This is a genomic window from Acidithiobacillus albertensis, from assembly GCF_001931655.1.
In the GTDB taxonomy this organism is placed as follows: domain Bacteria; phylum Pseudomonadota; class Gammaproteobacteria; order Acidithiobacillales; family Acidithiobacillaceae; genus Acidithiobacillus; species Acidithiobacillus thiooxidans.
Genome location: NZ_MOAD01000001.1, coordinates 2,226,039 through 2,244,623, shown reverse-complemented (window position 1 = coordinate 2,244,623; position 18,585 = coordinate 2,226,039). Strand labels below are relative to the sequence as shown.

At 53.4% G+C, this 18,585-nt stretch carries 21 protein-coding genes and 1 pseudogene; 3 read left to right on the top strand and 19 right to left on the bottom strand.

Translation table 11 applies throughout. The features are described from left to right. Positions 1–432, bottom strand: a pseudogene (locus BLW97_RS11580) (heterodisulfide reductase subunit B); the annotation flags it as partial. Positions 433–616: 184 nt separating this feature from the next. On the opposite strand from BLW97_RS11580, the gene BLW97_RS11575 reads away from it, so the two are divergent. Continuing rightward, positions 617–931 carry a hypothetical protein gene (locus BLW97_RS11575; RefSeq protein ID WP_075323663.1) on the top strand — a complete coding sequence of 105 codons (315 nt, stop codon included), beginning with the start codon at positions 617–619 and terminating at the stop codon, positions 929–931. 2 nt (positions 932–933) lie between these two features. Beyond that, positions 934–1,824, top strand: a complete 891-nt coding sequence (locus BLW97_RS11570) for an ATP-grasp domain-containing protein (RefSeq protein ID WP_075323226.1) — start codon at positions 934–936, stop codon at positions 1,822–1,824. Here BLW97_RS11570 and BLW97_RS11565 read toward each other — a convergent pair. From BLW97_RS11565 to BLW97_RS11520, 10 genes are all read right to left on the bottom strand, one after another. Next, positions 1,790–2,509, bottom strand: a complete 720-nt coding sequence (locus tag BLW97_RS11565; protein ID WP_075323225.1) for a lysophospholipid acyltransferase family protein — start codon at positions 2,507–2,509, stop codon at positions 1,790–1,792. The genes BLW97_RS11570 and BLW97_RS11565 overlap by 35 nt on opposite strands. Continuing rightward, positions 2,509–3,048: a D-glycero-beta-D-manno-heptose 1,7-bisphosphate 7-phosphatase gene (gene gmhB, locus BLW97_RS11560; RefSeq protein WP_031575970.1), complete on the bottom strand. Its 540-nt coding sequence runs from the start codon at positions 3,046–3,048 to the stop codon at positions 2,509–2,511. The genes BLW97_RS11565 and gmhB overlap by 1 nt, the downstream gene beginning before the upstream one ends. Next, a complete protein-coding gene (gene glyS, locus BLW97_RS11555) occupies positions 3,048–5,147 on the bottom strand; it encodes a glycine--tRNA ligase subunit beta (protein ID WP_075323224.1) in 2,100 nt (699 codons plus the stop codon). Before glyS ends, gmhB begins: the two co-directional genes overlap by 1 nt. Beyond that, positions 5,147–6,019: a glycine--tRNA ligase subunit alpha gene (glyQ, locus tag BLW97_RS11550; protein ID WP_024892972.1), complete on the bottom strand. Its 873-nt coding sequence runs from the start codon at positions 6,017–6,019 to the stop codon at positions 5,147–5,149. The genes glyS and glyQ overlap by 1 nt, the downstream gene beginning before the upstream one ends. Before the next feature lie 89 nt (positions 6,020–6,108). Continuing rightward, a complete protein-coding gene (locus BLW97_RS11545) occupies positions 6,109–6,471 on the bottom strand; it encodes a roadblock/LC7 domain-containing protein (protein ID WP_024892973.1) in 363 nt (120 codons plus the stop codon). Positions 6,472–6,523: 52 nt separating this feature from the next. Further along, positions 6,524–7,162, bottom strand: coding sequence for a hypothetical protein (locus BLW97_RS11540; RefSeq protein ID WP_024892974.1), 639 nt, complete (start codon positions 7,160–7,162; stop codon positions 6,524–6,526). Further along, positions 7,159–7,725, bottom strand: coding sequence for a GTP-binding protein (locus BLW97_RS11535; RefSeq protein ID WP_010637225.1), 567 nt, complete (start codon positions 7,723–7,725; stop codon positions 7,159–7,161). The genes BLW97_RS11540 and BLW97_RS11535 overlap by 4 nt, the downstream gene beginning before the upstream one ends. Positions 7,726–7,776: 51 nt before the next feature. Then, a complete protein-coding gene (locus tag BLW97_RS11530; RefSeq protein WP_075323223.1) occupies positions 7,777–8,925 on the bottom strand; it encodes a histidine kinase in 1,149 nt (382 codons plus the stop codon). Positions 8,926–8,934: 9 nt separating this feature from the next. Next, positions 8,935–10,428, bottom strand: coding sequence for a type IV pilus assembly protein FimV (locus BLW97_RS11525; RefSeq protein ID WP_075323222.1), 1,494 nt, complete (start codon positions 10,426–10,428; stop codon positions 8,935–8,937). An 80-nt stretch (positions 10,429–10,508) separates the two neighbouring features. Beyond that, positions 10,509–10,940 carry a hypothetical protein gene (locus BLW97_RS11520; protein ID WP_010637229.1) on the bottom strand — a complete coding sequence of 144 codons (432 nt, stop codon included), beginning with the start codon at positions 10,938–10,940 and terminating at the stop codon, positions 10,509–10,511. A gap of 107 nt (positions 10,941–11,047) precedes the next feature. Here BLW97_RS11520 and BLW97_RS11515 point away from each other — a divergent pair, with 107 nt between their 5' ends. Then, the gene (locus tag BLW97_RS11515) at positions 11,048–12,139 is read left to right on the top strand and encodes a L,D-transpeptidase family protein (protein WP_207650592.1); all 1,092 of its coding nucleotides are present in this window, start codon (positions 11,048–11,050) and stop codon (positions 12,137–12,139) included. Positions 12,140–12,151: 12 nt separating this feature from the next. Here the strand turns inward: BLW97_RS11515 and BLW97_RS11510 are convergent, their stop codons facing one another. From BLW97_RS11510 to mreC, 8 genes are all read right to left on the bottom strand, one after another. Next, positions 12,152–12,952, bottom strand: a complete 801-nt coding sequence (locus BLW97_RS11510) for a YdcF family protein (RefSeq protein ID WP_075323221.1) — start codon at positions 12,950–12,952, stop codon at positions 12,152–12,154. 12 nt (positions 12,953–12,964) lie between these two features. Further along, the gene (gene lipA, locus BLW97_RS11505; protein ID WP_075323220.1) at positions 12,965–13,921 is read right to left on the bottom strand and encodes a lipoyl synthase; all 957 of its coding nucleotides are present in this window, start codon (positions 13,919–13,921) and stop codon (positions 12,965–12,967) included. Between the two features lie 2 nt (positions 13,922–13,923). Further along, entirely contained in the window at positions 13,924–14,565 is a 642-nt protein-coding gene (gene lipB / locus BLW97_RS11500; protein ID WP_075323219.1) for a lipoyl(octanoyl) transferase LipB, read from the bottom strand. Further along, entirely contained in the window at positions 14,562–14,828 is a 267-nt protein-coding gene (locus BLW97_RS11495) for a YbeD family protein (protein ID WP_010637236.1), read from the bottom strand. The genes lipB and BLW97_RS11495 overlap by 4 nt, the downstream gene beginning before the upstream one ends. 19 nt (positions 14,829–14,847) lie before the next feature. Continuing rightward, positions 14,848–16,014 carry a D-alanyl-D-alanine carboxypeptidase family protein gene (locus BLW97_RS11490; protein WP_075323218.1) on the bottom strand — a complete coding sequence of 389 codons (1,167 nt, stop codon included), beginning with the start codon at positions 16,012–16,014 and terminating at the stop codon, positions 14,848–14,850. Between the two features lie 146 nt (positions 16,015–16,160). After that, positions 16,161–17,255, bottom strand: coding sequence for a rod shape-determining protein RodA (gene rodA, locus BLW97_RS11485; RefSeq protein ID WP_024892980.1), 1,095 nt, complete (start codon positions 17,253–17,255; stop codon positions 16,161–16,163). Then, the gene (mreD, locus tag BLW97_RS11480; RefSeq protein WP_075323217.1) at positions 17,252–17,725 is read right to left on the bottom strand and encodes a rod shape-determining protein MreD; all 474 of its coding nucleotides are present in this window, start codon (positions 17,723–17,725) and stop codon (positions 17,252–17,254) included. The genes rodA and mreD overlap by 4 nt, the downstream gene beginning before the upstream one ends. Next, entirely contained in the window at positions 17,722–18,561 is an 840-nt protein-coding gene (gene mreC / locus BLW97_RS11475; protein WP_010637243.1) for a rod shape-determining protein MreC, read from the bottom strand. The genes mreD and mreC overlap by 4 nt, the downstream gene beginning before the upstream one ends. Between the last annotated feature and the right edge of the window lie 24 nt (positions 18,562–18,585).

Here is an 18,585-nt window from a genome sequence, read left to right as displayed (position 1 = left end):
GCCGATGCCAGAGCCGTGGTAGTTCCAGGCGGTGCAGGAGGTCTGGTCAGTTTCGTCCAGATAATCCGTGCCAAAGTGGTTCATGAACCAGAGCAGGCTGGTGGGATAGCCGGGAATGTTGCCACACTGACCGCAGCTCTTGTGATGCCAGAGCTGGTTGGTGGGAACCCGCTTTTTCCAGCCATAGAGGGTGTCTACTTCAATGGGCTTGTGGTCATCGGTGATGCGGTGAACAATGATTTCACCTTCTTTTTCCAGTGCCCACATGTGCTCGCGAATGTCGTCCATACGCTCGCCCAGGTCCATGGTGCGACGGTCTACGTGACTGCGTACCCATGCCGTGGCCGCTTCCGCTTCGTTGGCCGATAAGTTCGTGTCCTGAAAAAAAGCTCCGTGCCCCGCTAATCCTTGCTGCGTGCTGTTGTCGCTCATTGCTGCACTCCTTGGCCGAATGGCCAGCTATTGCGAATAAACATTATTAACTGTTTATATAATTGACTATTATGCTCCACAATAATTCCTTTGCCAAGGAAAGTGGTTTTGTCGTTCAGCTTGCCGCACCATGCGGGAACAGGCACAAATTTGCAGAGACCAAACTAAGGATCAAATGAAATCAATGGAAAATAATCAAAAAGAACAGTCTGAATTACAAATTGCAGAGCGTTGCCGGACGCTTTACCTGAATCCGCTGGTGCAGAGCAAGGGCTGGCTACCGAATTTATTTTGGCGCAGCAAAAATGCGGAGGATCCTTTTGGCTGTTTGCGGGTGAATCCTCTGGAACTGGAGGTATTGTTTTCGGCAATCTGCGGACAGACATCCGAGGCGCGCTGCAGCCTCGAGCAAATCAAGCCGGGAAGGGCGGGTTTCATTGAGAGATCCATCGCTCATGGTGAACTCCCCTTGCTGACTTTTCGTGCGGATGTGTCCTGAATATGTCGGAGACTCCAAGAATTGCGGTACTGTCCCGCTTTCCCGGGCTTTATTCCACCCAACGATTGCTCCAGGTGGTGGATGCGGCGGGAATGGAAGCCGTGTTGTTGGCCCCGGAGCAGTGTTTGTTGACTGTGAATGGCGTCCATGCGGATCTTTATGTGCAGGGTGAAAAATTTCCTTATTGTGCGGCGGTCATTCCCCGCATTGGCGGACCGATAACGGCCTTGGGCGCGCGATTGCTGCGCTATTTTGCCGGGGCAGGTACTTTTTGTCTGAATTCTGCCGAGGCATTGCAACTGGCAAGAGACAAATTTGCCTCCCTGCAGGCTCTGACTGCGGCGGGAATAGCTGTTCCACAAACCGTTTATTTCACGGAATCCAGGCAAAAAGAGCTGGCCTTGCAGATGCTGGGCACGCCCCTCGTTCACAAAATATTGCAGGGTTCACAGGGGGTCGGGGTGAGTCTGGCCGAGACCCCGGTAGCCGCACGGGGAATGCTGGATACTTTTTTGAGTCTGCAGCATGAGGCCATGGTTCAGCGTTTTTTGCCGGGCCGCCAGGATGTCAGAGTGATTGTCTTGTTCGGGGAGGTTGTTGCGGCCATGCGTCGGGAATCTGCGGCGGAAGATTTTCGCAGTAATCTGCACTGTGGAGGCCGCGCTTCGGCGTTTCCTGATCTGCCTGAGTCCTGGGCGGAAATTGCCCGGAAAGCTGCTGTTGCATTAGGCCTTGATTTTGCCGGTGTGGATTTGATGGCGGACGCGGATCAAAACGCACTGGTATTGGAAGTGAATCCCGTACCCAGTCTGGAGGGTATTGAAAAAAGTACTGGTGTGGACGTGGCAGGACGCGTAATTACGGCTTTGCAGCTTCGCCTGGCATCTGCATGACGGCGTTGCGAATCCAGGATTCTGCCTGTTCGGTCAAGGTGGAAGATTTTCCGCTTGGTGCAAAAGCCGGACCAATCCATAAGTCCATTTTTCCGGATTTTTTTCGCCAGTTGTTACGGGCCCAATAGCAGCCGCTGTTGACGGCAATGGGTAAAAGCGGGACTTCTGCACGCAGGGCCAGCCCGGCAGCCGTGCTGCTGAAGGGCCCGACTTCGCCGCAGGGGTAACGGGTTCCTTCAGGAAATATGACCACATTAAATCCCGCTGCGAGGCGTAGTTTGCCTTCTTCCATGACCTGCACGAGTGCCTGACGACCGGCACTGCGATCAATGCCGATCGGCCAGGCCAGACGTAAGCCCCAGCCAATAATCGGAATCCGAAACAGTTCCTGTTTGAGCACATAAGACAGGCGCGGGAAAAGGCACCAGAGCAACAGGGTTTCCAGCGCCGATTGATGGTTGGCTACAATGACGCAGGGCGAATCCGGGATATTTTCCAGACCGGTGACCCGATAACTCAATCCGCAACTCAGGCGCAACCACAGGACGGCCGTTCGCGCCCAGAGGCGGCTGGACCAGACCCGGGCGGAAAGAGGCATGGGGACGGTCAACAGGGTGAAAAATGCCCAGACGAGTGTCCATATGGTAAAGCCGATGTAAAAAATTCCGCTACGCAGGGTTTGCATCAAGAGACACCCAGGATAGCCTGTACAGCGGCAGCAAGATCCAGAAAAATCGGGAAACCAGCAGCTTCGGCATCGCGACGGGTATTTTGGCCTTTACCGGTGAGCACGAGAATAGGTTTGGCCCCGGCTTCCTGGGCGGCTTGAAGATCCCGCAGGCTGTCACCAATAGCCGGGACATTGTCAAGAGAAATTTGCAGGCGTTCGGCAATTTCGTGAAACATGCCCGGCAAAGGCTTGCGGCACTGACAACCGGCATCGGGCAGGTGGGGGCAAAAAAATATGGCTTCAATGCGTCCGCCAAAAACGGCGAGTTCCTGGCGCATGCGCTGATGTATGGCTGTGAGGGTACGAATATCGAAAAGCCCCCGTCCCACGCCGGATTGATTGGTGGCTACGACCACTTGAAAACCAGCCCGGTTGAGGCGGGCGATGGCTTCCAGGCTGCCTGGAATGGGTCGCCATTCGGCCGGTGATTTAATGAAGGCGTTACTGTCTTCGTTGATGACACCGTCCCGATCGAGGATGATCCATTGCGCCATCAGGAGCCCTGGAGTTGTGTAAAGTCGGCAATACGCAGAAACGCATCCTGCAGCCTGATGAGGAGAGCCAGGCGGTTCTGGCGTATTTCGGGATTTTCAGCAAGGACCATGACTTTGTCGAAAAAAGTATCGACCGTAGGACGTAATCCGGCCAGAAGGTCCAGTGCGCTGGCATATTGTGCGTTCTGAAGGTGAGTATGAACAGGGCCGGCCATGACTTGCCAGTGTTCCCAAAGTCGATGTTCGGCGGGATCTTCAAATAATTGTGGATCGGGGTCGTGTTGAACTTCCACATTTTCCTTGCGAAGCAGATTGTTGACGCGTTTGATCAGAGCCGCAAGCGCCTCAGCTGCCTGGTGTTCGGTCAGGAAGCGTGCCAGAGCTTCCAGGCGTTTACGGGCATCGAGAATCTGATGGGGTTGACGGCTGAGTACGGCATTAATCTGGTCGGTACGAAAACCCTCTTCCCTAAAATAGACACGCATCCGGTCCTGGAAAAAATCCAGGACGCCAGTGCGGATGGCGGTGGGATCTTTGACGATATGCGGACCTAAAGCGTCCAGCGTCATGCCTACCGCTTCATCCAGGGGCAGATCAAGCTCTGCATCCAGAATGATGCGTAAGACGCTCAAGGCAGCCCGGCGCAGAGCGAAGGGATCGCGATCACCCGTAGGTATTTTGCCAATGGCAAAAAAACCGCAGAGGGTATCCAGCTTGTCGGCAATGGCCAGGCACTGGCCAGCAGGACTCTGCGGCGTGTCATCATCGCGGCCATTGGGCAGGTAATGTTGGGCAATGGCCGCAACAACCTCGGCATTTTCACCATCATGACGGGCGTAATGTCCACCCATGATGCCTTGCAACTCGGGAAACTCCCCCACCACGCCAGAGAGTAGATCACTTTTACAAAGTGCGGCAGCGCGTTCCAGGTCGTCAGCTTTGACGTTGCAGCGGCTGCTCAATGACCGCGCTACTTTTTGCAGGCGCAGGGTTTTGTCGTAAACGCTGCCCAGCCCTTCCTGGAAGAGGACGTTCTGCAGTTCAGGAAGCCTTGCAGCCAAGGATTTTTGGCGGTCCTGATCCCAGAAAAAAGCCGCATCCGCCAGGCGCGCCCGCAGCACCCGATTATTGCCGTGAATGACCATTTGGGCATCCTGGCTGTGGATGTTGGCGGCAAAAAGGTATTGGGAAATCAGGCGACCGTTTCCATCACGCAACGGGACATAGCGCTGATGTTGCATCATGACCGTAATCAGCGCCTCTTCAGGAATTCGCAGATAATCTTCTGCAAAGCTGCCGATCAGGATGACTGGCCATTCATTGAGTCCGGTAATCTCATCCAACAAAGCTGCCGGCAAGATGGGGGATGCTCGCAGGTCTTCAGCAATGGCGGAAATTTTATGGGAAATATGCGCCCGGCGAGCGTCGAAGTCAGCCATGACATGGCCATCCAGTAAAGCTGCAGCGTAATCGGCGGGCTGATGAATCCGGATCGCTTCAGGATGATGTACACGGTGACCAAAGCTTTGTCCACCGGCCTGCAGTCCGAATGCCTGCCAGTCCAGCACTTGTTGTCCTTGCCGCAATAGTAACCAGCGCACCGGGCGAATGAAGCTGTCGTCACGGGTCCCCCAGTGCATGCGTTTACGCAAGGGCAGAGCGGCAATGGTCTGACTGGCAATATCAGGCAGAAGACTGTGACTACTGCGTGCTGCTTCGACTTCCCGCCAGGCCAGAACCGGTCCCTTTTCCGTGTCCAGGGTGCTGAGATCGGTAAAAGCAACCCCACAGGAACGGGCAAAGCCTTCGGCAGCCGGGGTTATGTTACCCGCCGCATCACGTGCTCTTTCTACGGGGGGGCCGCGACGGATGCTTTCCCGGGGCCGACTGTGCAGGGCCAGGTTCTGAATCCATAACGCCAAACGCCGTGGGGTGACGTAAGCCGTGATTTGCCCAAAGCTGAGACCGGCTTCATTGAGCAGGCGCGTCATTTGTTCAATGGCGGCGTCACGAATGGGGAGCTGCTCACGCGCGGGTAGCTCTTCACAACCGATTTCCAGAAGACAATCTTCCTGGAGAGGATTTTCATGGGCTGACATCATTCACTCCGTAGCAGAGGGTGGCCGAGTTCGGCACGGGCTTCTGCATAAATTTCTGCAACGCCTTTGGCCAGTCCGCGTACCCGGCCAATGAAACGGGCGCGTTCATTGACGCCAATGGCATGGCGGGCATCCAGGAGATTAAACGCATGGGAACAGTCAAGAACCCGTTCGTAGGCTGGTAAAGGGAGTTTGTGATCAAGCAGCTTGCGGCAATCCGCCTCAGCGCGATCAAAACGCTGGAAAAGGTCGTCTACGGGTGCCAGCTCGAAATTGTAGCGGGACTGTTCCACCTCGTTTTGGTGAAAAACATCTCCATACAGTACGCCTGGTGTCCAGATCAGATCGTACACACTTTCTACACCTTGCAGATACATGGCGAGACGTTCCAGGCCATAGGTCACTTCGCCCATGACCGGGTGACAATCAAGGCCGCCCACCTGCTGGAAATACGTGAACTGGGTGACTTCCATGCCATTCAGCCAGACCTCCCAGCCAAGACCCCAGGCCCCCAGCGTGGGTGATTCCCAGTCATCTTCGACAAAGCGGATGTCCTGCAATTTTGGATCAATGCCCAGCACCGCCAGGGACTCCAGATATAAATCCTGAAGATTACTCGGGTTGGGTTTGAGCACCGCCTGAAACTGGTAGTAATGCTGAAGACGATTGGGGTTGTCTCCGTAGCGGCCGTCTGTGGGGCGTCTGGAAGGCTGCACATACGCGGCTCGCCACGGTTCTGGACCAATGGCGCGAAGAAAGGTGGCAGGATGAAAGGTGCCCGCTCCAACGGGCATGTCCATGGGCTGCAACAATACGCAACCCTGAGCGGCCCAGAAGTTTTGGAGCCGCTGGATGATTTCCTGAAAATTCATATGCGTCTCAGACAGTGATTTCGGGCATTATGAACTAATGGAGCAGAGGCTGTGAAGGGATCAGGACCGGATCCCTCGAAAATACCCGGTCACAGCAGTTCGGCGATACCGCTTGATGCGCGTTTGGCATCCAGAAACACCAGGCCCAGCTTGGCTTCCTTGCGGGCGATGATGGTCAATACTGCATCAGGGCCAGCGTGAATGAGCAGTACATAACCATTATCACCCTTGATCATGACTTGTTCGAGTTCGCCGCGAGCCAGCTCGGCTGCCGTCCGGTCGCCCAGGGAAAGCATGGCGGCGGCCATCGCACCGACGCGGTCCTCGTCCATGGTGGAAGAAAGCAGGGAGGCAATGGTAAGACCATCAGTAGATATGACCGCAGAAGCCTCAATATCGGCGGATGAGCCATTGAGATCACTGAGTATGGATTTGAGCATTTCTTCGCGCATGGGTTTTCTCCTGAATAAACTGTCAATAATGCAATATTAAAATGGGTCAAGCTTAGCGGTAACGTTTGTCGAGTTCTTGAACCAAGGTCACGAATGATTGATCCTGGAGACGGGGCGTTCCGCTGACGACGAGCATAAAACGTTGTTGTCCGATGAAAAGCGGCCAAAAGCCCAATTCTGATCGGCCGGAAGGGTCCAGCAGCCCCCAGGTTTCCGTGTTGATCCGTAAATTGTTTTTGAGCAGGCGATTATGGCGTGATTGCAGGGAGAGCAGATCAGCAGAAAGTCCCGCCAGCTCTTCCGCAGCTTCATGAGCAAAGCCTGCTGCAGCTAGATAAAAACCATTTTCATCGGCCAGGAGGGTTTTTTGCTGGTCAGACAGGCGAGCCAGAAGCGGTGGTAAAGCATCTTCCAGGCGCAGTGTGCTGTCAGTACGTGCCTCATGGGTGCCACGCAGAAGACCAAGGCGCTGTAGCCGGAAAATGCTGCGCAAGGCTTCATCCGTATTGTTGTTTTCCGCCCATTGACTGGCTATTTCCGTCGTAAAAGGAGCGCGGTGACCTTCACGTAGTACGTGCAACAGAATGGCACGGTTACCTTCCTGATCAGGACTGGATGTCGCGTAAAAGGCTCCCGCAGGAGTAACCTCGGCATATACTTCAGTACGCGTTACAACCAGCTCTACACTCATAAGATGTCTCCAATTCCCGGATCAATGGAATAAAGCAGGGCCATGACCAGGTTTTTGATGTCCTCCTTTTTACGGCCATCAATTTCAAAAATGGGAGGGATGGGATTGAGCATTTTGAGGTCAGCGGTGACTTCAGGAAGCATGTTCGCATAATCGGCGGGACCGGGACGGTTCTGGACATCGGTTTTGGAAATACCAATGACGACCGGAACATTGACAATGTAGTCCTTGAAGGCGTGCAGGAAAAAGTGGAGATCCTTCTTCGGATTAGGACGGGTGTTGTCCAGCATGAGCACCAGGCCCAGTCCGCCCGTGGTCAGGATGTCCCACATAAAATCAAAGCGTTCTTGACCCGGGGTGCCATATAGATGAATTTTGGTTTGGGCGTCCAGTTTGAGAATGCCATAGTCCATGGCGACGGTTGTATGACCCTTACGATTCAGGGTCATGTCCGAAGCCTGGGCATCTGTAGATATGATGGGGGTATCAGATAATACGGATATGGCCGTGGTTTTCCCCGCACCTACCGGACCGGTAAAAACGATTTTATTATCTTCTCTCACAAATTGGCTCCTTGATATTCATTGTTATCTGCATCGCAGCGCGCCTCAGCCCTATATCCCGGCTATGCGTTTCAGGAGACGGCCCAAAAAGCTTCTTTTGGCTGCAGGGATTTCTGTCTCTAAGGATGCTGAATCATGTGGTATTCGAACGAGATTGCCCGGATTTTCCGGCGTGTTGTAGCGTAGTAATTCCAGGCTATCTGCAGCAGCAAGGAAATTGAACAAATCCCGGGGTTCGATGCGTAATATCTTGACGGTGAGCGCGGGCGAGGCCGGGGAACGGGCTAGAAACGCAGCCAGTCTTAATGCATCAGGAAGCATGGGCAGACGCGTCAGGTTAGGCCATTGTTTCAGCTGAACCGGCGCGTTGAGTGGCAATTTTTGATTCAATCGCCCATTGGCTGTCCATGCGGCTACTTGCCAGAGCAAGGATTGCAGGGACATATGACGAAGGCTGCTATTTTCTCCTGAGTCGCCATCTCTTGGGGCTCTCAACTGCAGATTACTGGCAGAAACCTGGCACAGTTGCTGCAGTTGTTCATCATCTATTAGGGCTGCTGCCTGGTCTGCGGAGGGATCAAGGCGCACAATCGCGCGCTGGTTTTGATCGGAAATTATGCTAATGCCCTGATCGCGCTGGGCAATTTTTAGAAGTCCCAAGAATCCTTCATCAGGATTAAAATACTGCACTTCCTCGGGGCGAAGAACGGGAGCGGGCTTGCTGGGTGCCACGGGTACTTCGGATGCATTTTGCGGAGCCGGAGGGGGGCTGGCTTGCTGAGTATTGAGGCTGGTGACCGGGACTGTTATATCCGGTCGAATCGGCTTGACATTGGTATCCTGTTTTTCAGTTGTTCTGGGTGTATCCAACAGCAGAGCTTCCAATGCCGGGAACAAGGTTTCCATGCGCACCGGCTTTTGGAGTATGGGGAAAATACAATCTGCCGGTGAAGATATAGTGGTCACGAGTATCCGCAGCCCAGGTTCGCTCTGATGCAAATTTCTCGCGAGTTCAGTGCCGCCTGGCCCGTCAATGTCCACAATGCTCAGGTGGGCGACGCGATCATCTCCTGATTCCAGCAGTTGATAGTGACGCCGTGTATGCATTTTAAACGCCATGCGAAAAACAGCTTCTTTACGGGTATCCATGCCGAAGCTGCGGACGAGGATGCTGGCATTGTCTGGAATATTATTCGTCATGATCAAATCCTAAATAACCTGTCGCTGCGGTTGGCGTTGCATGCGTTCAGCAAGGCTGAACATCTGCCGCATGATTTCTTCATCAGGTGTCGTATCCATATTGAGTATGGATCGGGTAAAGTTGGAAAAGCGCTCATGAGCGCCCATGCGCTCATACATTTCCAGAAGCGGGCGATAGTAAAGCTTGTGATCAGGACGTGCCAGGGTGGCTTTTTCAAGAAGATCAACGGCCTCTTCCACTTGTCCGTACTCCAGTAGGCTGTCAAATTCTTCAAGAATGCTGTCATCACTGTTGTGGGGCATGATCTGATGATCACGATGAACTTCCTCCAGGACCAGTGCCGGGCTGGAAAAAGGGATGGCCGTCAAGGGAAGATAAAGACCATATATTTCCGCCTGTTCAGCGAGAAGATGTTTGTTGGTTTCGCTGGCTTCGAGATGATCCCAGAGCGGATGTTCGCCCAGTTGTCGGCCATGTTTAAGCATTCGGGCGCGGAGTGCGCTTCCGGCTCCCCACAAACTTATATATAACTGCAATAAAGATTCTGCGTAATTGTCACAGCGTTTTTGTCGGTAAAAAATATCCAGCAAGGTGACATGCAGTATCAACTTACGTGGTTCAAAAATGAGATTACGTTTTAAAATACGTTCGGCTTCCTGGATTTGTTGGGTCGCCAGTAATGCGCGAATAGCAGCCAACGGCTCTACCAGCGTCGCACAGATTCCCCATTCTTTAGGATTAATAGCATCAAGTTTGGCATTACCTTGGAGCAGCGCGTCTATCTTGCCGGCCAATTCGGAAGGATTATTGTTCTGGATTGATTGCAGCGGCTTTTCGGAAAAGCCGCTGAGATCCATATCCATGGGTTCAGGATTGACAAGGGCCTGCTGGAGTTCCTGTTGCACCCTGATGAGTGCCGGTGAAGGTGCTGGTTGGTCTTCGCTGGTTTTGATGGTGCTAATGGCTGCTAACTGACTATTGCTGATGCCTAGATTTTCGGCAAGCACACGGAGCTGGAGGTTTTCCGGGTCAGCTTGCAGGCCGGCGAGGGTCAGGTCCTGGGCTTCGGCGCCTGATATGATTCCTGAATCACACAAATTACTCAGCAATTCTGCAAAGCGATCCGGGTCTGGAATTTCCTGATATAAAGCCAATAATCTCCGGCTTTGCCGGGTATCATCCGGATTGTGGGTAACGTACCAGCTGAGCGAGGTGGCCGCTTGTTCCAGATGACCGTAAGCGAGGTAAATTTCAATTTCATCCAGGATACTGGTTTCATCAACTTCAGCAGCGGCGGTAAGACTTGCATTATCAGCGCTGCTCGATCCGGAAATTTGTATAGTTGAAACAGAAGCGGAATTTTTAGAGGCAGGCGTGATTTTTTGGGATTTTGCGTTACTTTTAAGGAGCTTCTTCCGGTTGAACAGCTTCCACAGCCCCGTTGAAACCACCAGGGCGAGCAGTAACACAATAATAATCAGGCTGCTTAGGGGTAGTTCCATACTCGAAGCTCAGTTCCGGTTAAGCGCATTTTTGCGGCAATTGACTCATGGCCTCGTAAATAGGCGTTTTAAATGTTCTGTCAATGTGCAAACAGTTCAGCGAGGGATTTCAACCGGGACACGCTCGGGCGCGAAGGCTCAGCAGATTGAGCGGCAATGGCTGCGTAGCCGGTAAAAAAGCTGGGCAAGGCCTGGACGACAATGGGCAATCTTTCGCGACTGACCGTGGCCAGCGTCCATTCTGCCCGCAAGCCGTAAACAGGATGATGGCTGCAGATGGCTGCGCCCCAATAGGAATCAGCTTGGGACCAGCGATGTTCCGCAACGCTGAGCAAATGCTGTTCCGGTGCGTGGCGCAAACCCACGTACGGTCCCATGAAAGGGATCTGCAGGTCGCTGGCCAGATCGGTGAGCATATGGTCGAGGCGATGGAGGGCATCACGGATTTCTGGTGAGTTTGCCGGTGTTCCCTGCGCTACATTTTTTAAAAATATCAGATGAGGTGATTCCACAAAGGCCTCCTTTTCCCTTATGATTATGACCGTTAGATAAAATGCTGCCAACAATCCTTTGGATTGGCTGGGCATCTTAATGGTATTTGCCGCAAACAGGAAGGCTAATGAAGCAAAAACAATGGGGTATCTGGCTGTTAACTGCTGCACTGAGTGCTTTGGGTGTTGGCGTCGCTCAGGCGAGCGTGTTTGCCTTACCGGAGCACGGCAATGTGGTGGGTACATTGCATGCAGTCACTACGCATCGAGACGATACCCTTCTGGATATCGGCCGGTTTTACGATCTGGGCTACAATCAGGTTACCAAAGCCAATCCCGGAGTGAATCCATGGTTGCCGGGGCAGGCAAGTAAGGTGGTCATTCCCGCCCAGTATATATTGCCGCCCAAGCCCTGGACCGGAATTGTGGTGGATATTCCGGCGCGGCGCATTTACTTTTTCCCGAATAATGATCATGTGGTGTACACCTATCCGGTAGGGGTGTTTCTGCCTGGTTGGAAAGAGAATCTGACTACGACCCAGATTATTGCCAAGTTCAAAATGCCGGCCTGGAATGTTCCCAAAAATATTCATTCCTGGTTCAAGACAAAATTCCACATGGATATTCCCTGGTATTGGCCGCCTGGACCGGAAAATCCGATGGGTGAGCTGGCCATGGAAACGGGCCTTTCAGGGATATTTATTCATGGCACCTATCATCCCTGGGGTGTGGGTATGCGCGCCAGCCAGGGCTGTTTTCAGATGTTCCCTGAGAATGTCGCACAATTGTTTCCGATGGTTCCGGTCGGAACCCCGGTGCGGATTATAGATATGCCTAATCTGGTAGGCGTGCACGATGGCGAAGTCTATTTGCAGTCCTACAAACCTATGCATGCTTATCACAAGGGCGTTCCTGAGCTGCAGCGAGCAGTCATGCGTATCAAGGATTTCATGGCGGAAAATCATATTCAGGAGGCGATTGACTGGAGTAAGGTGCGGCGTATTGTCGGCGAGCACAACACCGTCGCCCTGCCCATCGGTGTGAATTCGCCCAGTTATCAGACCCTGGCTGCGGCCTTACCAGCCAGGCCTTATGCTTATGCGCCTTATGGGCCTTCAGCCAATGGCGCAGCAGTACCGGCGCCGTTGCAGCTGGCCAAGCCCAGTGATCGCGAACATTTGCATGTGCAAGTGAGTCTCCCGGATAGTAAAGTCCAGTAACTTCCGTGAATATTAATTGCCGTTACCAAGGCCCTGTTCTTGCAGCCAAAGCCAGAGCAGGCCAAGGTACTCATGGCAGGCCTCACTGCTGATTTCCATGAAAATGGCACGAGGTAGCCAGCTATCCAGCTTCAGTTCCCGGACTTGATTCAGCCGATAGTCGGTGGGTACAGGGATTACTTCCAGATGAGACAAACGAAACCAGGCGACAGCCCGGGGCATGTGCAGGGCTGAAGTCACCAGATATATTTTTTGGATATGATGCTCTGCCAGCAAGGTCTTGGAGTCGGCGGCGTTGGCCGCCGTATTGTAGGAGTGGGTTTCCGGCCATATTGGACTGGTAACATGAAAATCCTGGCGGAGAATGTGTGCCATGGTCGTGGCTTCCGCAGCGACTCCGAAACGTGGCGCCCCGCCACTGGGGACCACCGGTAGCTGCGTTTGTCTGGCGAGTCGCGCCGCTGCCATGAGCCGCACCAAAGTGCGGGCATTGGCGGTTTCCAGGCGGGAATGGGGAGAATCCATGACTTCACCGCCACCCAGTACGACAATAGCTCCTGGGTGCTCTGCTCCCGTTAATGGCTGGTTTAGGGGTGGGTAGCGGTTTTCCAGAGGCATGAGCAGCAACCGGGCACCGATTGCGGTTGAAAAAAAATATAAAATGCCCAGCGCCAGAATAATCAGCGTCCGTCCCCAGTATCGCCAGCCCAGCACCTCACCCAGCCAGCCTAGCATCGCCAACAGGAACAATACTCCCGGGGGTTGGAGTAGCGCCGATGCCAGCGTCAGTACCGTGGTGTAACGCAGTAGCATGAAAACTTCCGGTCAGTCTTCGGTCATTTCATGAAAACTGCGTTCGGCATGGTAGGAAGAGCGTACCAGCGGGCCACTGGCGACATGACGGAAGCCCATGGCCAGTCCATCCAGGCGCAAGATTTCAAATTCATCCGGGGGCACGAAGCGGGCTACAGGCAAGTGGTGACGGGAAGGAGATAAATACTGTCCCAAGGTCAGCAACTCGCAACCCACTTGTCGAAGGTCCTGCATGACCTCTCGAATTTCATCCAGCTCTTCCCCGAGCCCAAGCATCAGCCCTGATTTGCTGGGAATATCTGGATGTTCTGCCTTGAAGGCTGCAAGTAAATTAAGGGAATGTCGATAATCGGCACCGGGACGGGCCTGTAAATAAAGGCGAGGCACAGTTTCGAGGTTGTGATTGAATACATCTGGGGGAGTATTGCGGAGCGCCGTCAGGGCTTTATCGACGCGTCCACGAAAGTCGGGCACCAGAATTTCTATGTGGAGGTCCGGGCAATGATCACGTAAGGCACTGATTACTTCTGAGAAATGCTGGGCACCGCCATCTCTTAGATCATCCCGATCTACGGAAGTGATGACCACAAAACGCAGTCCCATCGTCGCGACGGTCTGGGCAAGGTGCAGCGGTTCTGCCGAATCAGGGGGTTTGGGGCGGCCGTGAGCCACATCACAAAACGGGCAGCGACGTGTGCATACATCGCCCAGAATCATGAAGGTGGCCGTTCCGCCGCCGAAGCATTCACCCAGGTTGGGGCACGAAGCTTCCTCGCAGACGGTATGCAGATCCGCTGCACGCAGAATTTTCTTGAGCCGGTCGACTTCCGGAGACAAAGGAGAGCGCACTCTCAACCATTGCGGTTTAGGCACTCTCGGCGTTTCTACGGGAATGATGGGGATTGGAATAGGATTGCGGGCTGTTTTTTCAGCGCCTCTTCCGGTTTTTTTGTCTGAGCGGATTTCCATGATCAGGCGCCTCCTTTTTTCAGAGGCCGTTGCAGTTGAACGGAAAGCGCGTTCATCAACGCTTCGGCAACGTCACGACTGGGCCAGTCGGGACAGAGATCGTGGATCTGGGTGACGGTGAGTTGGGGCATTCCGCAAGGATGAATGCGCTGAAACGGAGATAAATCCATGTCAGTATTCAGGCTTAAACCATGGTAGCTACGTCCGCGCTGAACGCGCAGACCTAAAGAGGCAATTTTCGCCTCGCCCACATAAACGCCGGGAGCATCCCGACGGGCATGGGCATTTACCCCATGATCTGCCAGGATTTGAATAACAGACTGTTCCATCATGCTGGTGAGTTGCCGCACATTAATACCCATTCGGGGTAAATCAATCAGCAGGTAAACAATCCATTGCCCGGGGCCATGGTAGGTCACCTTTCCCCCCCGGTCACTGCGGATGACCGGTATGGAGCCAGGATCCAGAACATCGGCGGCATCGGCATTGCGGCCGAGCGTAAATACCGGCGGATGCTGGAGCAGCCACATTTGATCAGGCGTTTCCGCATCGCGCTGGGTAGTGAATTCGCGCATGGCATCCAGCACGGTGAAGTAGGGCAGGATTCCGGGCCAGCAGCGCACCAGTATGGGGGAAGTATTCATAAGCAGAGGATGACTCCGTCCACGGCTTTTACTGCCGTATAAATATTCAGAAGCTGGGCTTCATTTTGTATTTCCAAAGAGATCGTTACCGAAAGATACTGTCCCTGACTGCTGGCGCGCAGGGCAAAGGCGCTTTCCGGTAAATCGGGGGCATGGGGCTCTACGGCTTCGCGCACTGCACCCAGCAGATCAGCATGCTGCCCAATGACCTTGACATGATGCAGATGGGGAAAGTCATCTGCTTGCCGGGTTTCTGTCTTCATGCAAGCCCCTTATTCTGTTTCAGAGCGCGTCACCGATTTTGTGGAACATCCGCGATAACCAGCCAGCCTTCTCTGCAGAAACCATGCTGACCACCGGGACTGTTTTAAGTGCTTTACCGTCAAGCTGGAAAACCAATGTTCCCACGACCGTACCTTTTTTCAGAGGGGCCTGCAAATTCGGATTGAGTTCGACAACGCGCTGCAAATCAGAAAAATGTCCCTTGGGTACGGTGACAGTGACCTTTTGGGTGACACCTACGGGAACATGCATGGGAGAGAAGTCGTTCCGCGTGATTTTACCAACCTGCTGGCCGGACTGGTACACCGGATGATTCACAAAAAATCGATAACCGTAGTCCAGCAGTGCTTCTACAGCATTGGTACTGCCAGCCCAGTTGGGTCCACCCATCACTACGGCAATCAGGCGCCGACCATTGCGCTGAGCGGTAGCGTCGATGCAATAGCCGGATGCATCCGTCAGTCCTGTTTTAAGGCCATCCACGCTGGGATCCCGAAACAATACAGGATTCCAGCTCCGTTGGGTGATTTTGTTGTAGGTATAGGATTTTTGTTTCGTAATTTGAATGACTTGGGGGTATTGCTGAATCAGTGTCCGGGATAGCCGCGCTACATCCAGAGCAGTGGTATACAGGTTGTCATCCGGTAAACCATCAACATTGTTGTAATGGGTATTATGCAGCCCCAGTTGTGCTGCCGTTTCATTCATCAGGGTTACAAAGCCGGACTGGCTTCCTGCCACGGTTTCGGCCAATGCCACGGCGGCATCGTTGCCCGAATCAATCAGTAGCCCATGTAGGAGTTGGTCAATATTGACCGCCAGACCGGGCTGGATGAACATGCTGGAACCACCAGTTTTCCAGGCTGTGTTGGATATTTGAATGTTTTCATTGAGATTGAGGGTGCCATTGTGGATGGCCTGATAGGTCAGATAGGCCGTCATCAGCTTGGTGAGACTGGCCGGTGCGCGGCGCAGGTTTTCACTTTTCGCCGCAATAATCTGACCCGTGTCATAATCCATCAGTACATAACTGACGACGGACGGCAGGGCGGGTGCTGGAGGTGTGGGCAGTCTTGGGGTCGGCACGACGGCAAAGGCGGTGCTGGCAAAAAGCAGCCCGAAAAAAACAAGAAATACTTTACTTATCAGGGAGGGGCGGGAAATCATCAGGGCCTCAATACGGAGTGTTTAATTGGAGTGTAATCTTGATGGTATCCGAAGAATTATAATGATGTCCGTCAAGAAAGCTATGTTTGTATGCTAAGCGGGCCAAAGTCGCGGCAAAGCTTCCCGGCCCAACATAGCTTGCAGGGCTATTCATGGGTTCGTGGATGGGCGTGCACTGACATCAGAATCCCCAATCCGATCATGAAAGTCAGCATGGCCGTACCGCCATAGCTGATGAGGGGCAGCGGCACTCCGACTACGGGTAAAATCCCCGTGGTCATACCCATGTTGATAAAAATATACAGAAAAAATGTCAGACTCAGAGTGCCGGCAATCAAACGACCAAAAGCATCCCGGCTTTCAAAGGCGATGACCAGTCCGCGCAGGACAATCAGGAGGTAAGTGGCAATTAGAATGAGTACACCAAAAAGACCGAATTCTTCAGCAAAACCAGCAAAAACAAAATCTGTTTGTGCTTCGGGCAAAAAGTCGAGATTCACCTGGGTACCGTTAAACCAGCCCTTTCCCCAAAAGCCTCCGGAGCCAACAGCAATCATGCTCTGGATGATGTGATAACCCGCTCCCAAGGGGTCGCGTTGAGGGTCAAGGAAGGTCAGAATGCGCTCCTTTTGATAACCGTGCAGGAAATGCCACATGACCGGCCCGCTGACCGCGACGATGATGAGTAGTCCAATAAACCAGCGCCGTCTCACCCCAGCCAGCCACATCATGAAAATACCAGCGGCACCAATTTGTGCGGCGGTACCCAGATCTGGCTCCTTGGCAATCAGCAGAAAAGGAATGGCGATCAGTATCAATCCGGTAATTGCGGCACGCCAATGGCGTACGTTTTCCTGCTGGGAGTAGTAGTAGGCCATCAGTAGCGGTAAAGCCAGTTTCATGAGTTCCGAGGGCTGGAAAGTGACGGGTCCGGCACCTAACCAGCGTCGGGCTCCGAGGCTTGTTTTGCCAGCGACCAGGGTCAGTGCCAGGAGGATAACGCCGATGCCATAAAGTGCTGGGGCCCAGGCGCGAATGCGTTCCGGCGGAGTGTTAGCAATGGCGATCAGCACAATAAATCCGATAGCAAAGTGGAATAACTGGGCGAAAACTACGCGCAGACTTTCCTGGCTGCCGCTGTAAAGCACGGCCAAACTGATGCCCATCAGAATGACAACACCGGTCAACAGGGCTGGATCCAGTTTTTGCAATGGACGAAACAGGCGTTGTGTCCGGTTCATGGCGATGCCTGCAAATGATGGCGCAGATAATCCAGCAAATAGGTAAACAGGGGCCATAGTAGGGCCCCCATCAACGGGCTGAGGAGCAGGCTGAAATGCCAGCTCACTGGCCCGGACCATAGTTGCCAGGACCAGACGATCAGTCGATGGGCGAACAGCAGCATAAATATGAAAACCAATTGTTCCCAAACGGATAGGTGGCGTACCCTGACCAGACCATTGACCAGCGCATAAATCATGAGAACATCGGCAACAGCCTGTCCACCGGGCACATTACCCATAACCATATCCTGAAGCAATCCAATGAGCCATACCACCGTATAGCTGAGTTCGGAGCCGCTGCGGATCGACCAGTAAAGCAGAAGCAGGGCTACAAAATCCGGATGGATCATGCCATAAACAGGGCCGGAGGGGAGTGTTTCCAGGGCCATGGCCAGGAAAAAGGCGAGTACCAGGGCAACCGCATTCATGGCTTGCTTGGCCGTGATGTTGTGTTGTTGTTCAGAAGGATAAGTACGGTAGTGAGCTGACCCAAGGGTACTGAGGGCTGCACTGAAATTTGCGCAAAGGGTTCGTCACCATTATGAATGACCCTGGAAATGGTACCAATATGCAGGCCAGAGGGAAAACGCCCTCCGAGTCCAGAGGTGACCAATTGATCACCTGCTTTCAGGGGGGTGTTGCGCGGCTGAAAGGGAACACTTAACCAATGAATATTGCCCTTTCCATTAACCAGCAGCGGAAGGTTTGTGCCCGCCAGTTGCGCCGGGATGCTGCTGTCGAGGTCGGAAATCAGGGCGATCTGGGCGCTGAGATCGGCTACGTGAATGACTTGCCCGGCCACACCGCCAGCGGCCAGCACCGGCTGACCTACCTGAACACCATTGCGACTGCCCAGATTGACGGTAATGAGCTGGCTACCGGGAGAAAAGTTTTCGGCGATGACCTGGGCTACAGCCATCTTCCCGGGTGGCTGGGGAAAACTGTCGAGTAATGCCAGCAGTTGCCGGTTTTCATTGTGTAATATCTCGTTTTCCAGCAGTTTTGGTTCCAGTGTTTTGAGTTTTTCCCGCATTTGCGCGTTTTCAGCAAGCAAACTGCGGCGATCTTGCAGGTATTCACTCACTTTACGCCAGTTTTCTGTGGCCTGCAGATCCAGCCAATGAATGGGATAAGTCAGATTCCCGGACCAGTTCAGCATATTGGGATGCTTTTCGCTGAGCGCCGCAATGACAATACTCAACAACACAAACGCCGCTACACGAAGGAGCGGCGGGTAGCGGCGGGGGAAAAACAACGCTGGCATGCAGAATGTTTACAGTTTCGCCGG

What these genes read in the sequence shown, in the direction of transcription:
- BLW97_RS11575 (WP_075323663.1), top strand. Translation starts at nt 617, where the DNA reads ATGGAAAATAATCAAAAAGAACAGTCTGAATTACAAATTGCAGAGCGT.
- BLW97_RS11570 (WP_075323226.1), top strand. Translation starts at nt 934, where the DNA reads ATGTCGGAGACTCCAAGAATTGCGGTACTGTCCCGCTTTCCCGGGCTT.
- BLW97_RS11565 (WP_075323225.1), bottom strand. Translation starts at nt 2,509, where the DNA reads ATGCAAACCCTGCGTAGCGGAATTTTTTACATCGGCTTTACCATATGG.
- gmhB (WP_031575970.1), bottom strand. Translation starts at nt 3,048, where the DNA reads ATGGCGCAATGGATCATCCTCGATCGGGACGGTGTCATCAACGAAGAC.
- glyS (WP_075323224.1), bottom strand. Translation starts at nt 5,147, where the DNA reads ATGTCAGCCCATGAAAATCCTCTCCAGGAAGATTGTCTTCTGGAAATC.
- glyQ (WP_024892972.1), bottom strand. Translation starts at nt 6,019, where the DNA reads ATGAATTTTCAGGAAATCATCCAGCGGCTCCAAAACTTCTGGGCCGCT.
- BLW97_RS11545 (WP_024892973.1), bottom strand. Translation starts at nt 6,471, where the DNA reads ATGCGCGAAGAAATGCTCAAATCCATACTCAGTGATCTCAATGGCTCA.
- BLW97_RS11540 (WP_024892974.1), bottom strand. Translation starts at nt 7,162, where the DNA reads ATGAGTGTAGAGCTGGTTGTAACGCGTACTGAAGTATATGCCGAGGTT.
- BLW97_RS11530 (WP_075323223.1), bottom strand. Translation starts at nt 8,925, where the DNA reads ATGACGAATAATATTCCAGACAATGCCAGCATCCTCGTCCGCAGCTTC.
- BLW97_RS11525 (WP_075323222.1), bottom strand. Translation starts at nt 10,428, where the DNA reads ATGGAACTACCCCTAAGCAGCCTGATTATTATTGTGTTACTGCTCGCC.
- BLW97_RS11515 (WP_207650592.1), top strand. Translation starts at nt 11,048, where the DNA reads ATGAAGCAAAAACAATGGGGTATCTGGCTGTTAACTGCTGCACTGAGT.
- BLW97_RS11510 (WP_075323221.1), bottom strand. Translation starts at nt 12,952, where the DNA reads ATGCTACTGCGTTACACCACGGTACTGACGCTGGCATCGGCGCTACTC.
- lipA (WP_075323220.1), bottom strand. Translation starts at nt 13,921, where the DNA reads ATGGAAATCCGCTCAGACAAAAAAACCGGAAGAGGCGCTGAAAAAACA.
- lipB (WP_075323219.1), bottom strand. Translation starts at nt 14,565, where the DNA reads ATGAATACTTCCCCCATACTGGTGCGCTGCTGGCCCGGAATCCTGCCC.
- BLW97_RS11495 (WP_010637236.1), bottom strand. Translation starts at nt 14,828, where the DNA reads ATGAAGACAGAAACCCGGCAAGCAGATGACTTTCCCCATCTGCATCAT.
- BLW97_RS11490 (WP_075323218.1), bottom strand. Translation starts at nt 16,014, where the DNA reads ATGATTTCCCGCCCCTCCCTGATAAGTAAAGTATTTCTTGTTTTTTTC.
- rodA (WP_024892980.1), bottom strand. Translation starts at nt 17,255, where the DNA reads ATGAACCGGACACAACGCCTGTTTCGTCCATTGCAAAAACTGGATCCA.
- mreD (WP_075323217.1), bottom strand. Translation starts at nt 17,725, where the DNA reads ATGAATGCGGTTGCCCTGGTACTCGCCTTTTTCCTGGCCATGGCCCTG.
- mreC (WP_010637243.1), bottom strand. Translation starts at nt 18,561, where the DNA reads ATGCCAGCGTTGTTTTTCCCCCGCCGCTACCCGCCGCTCCTTCGTGTA.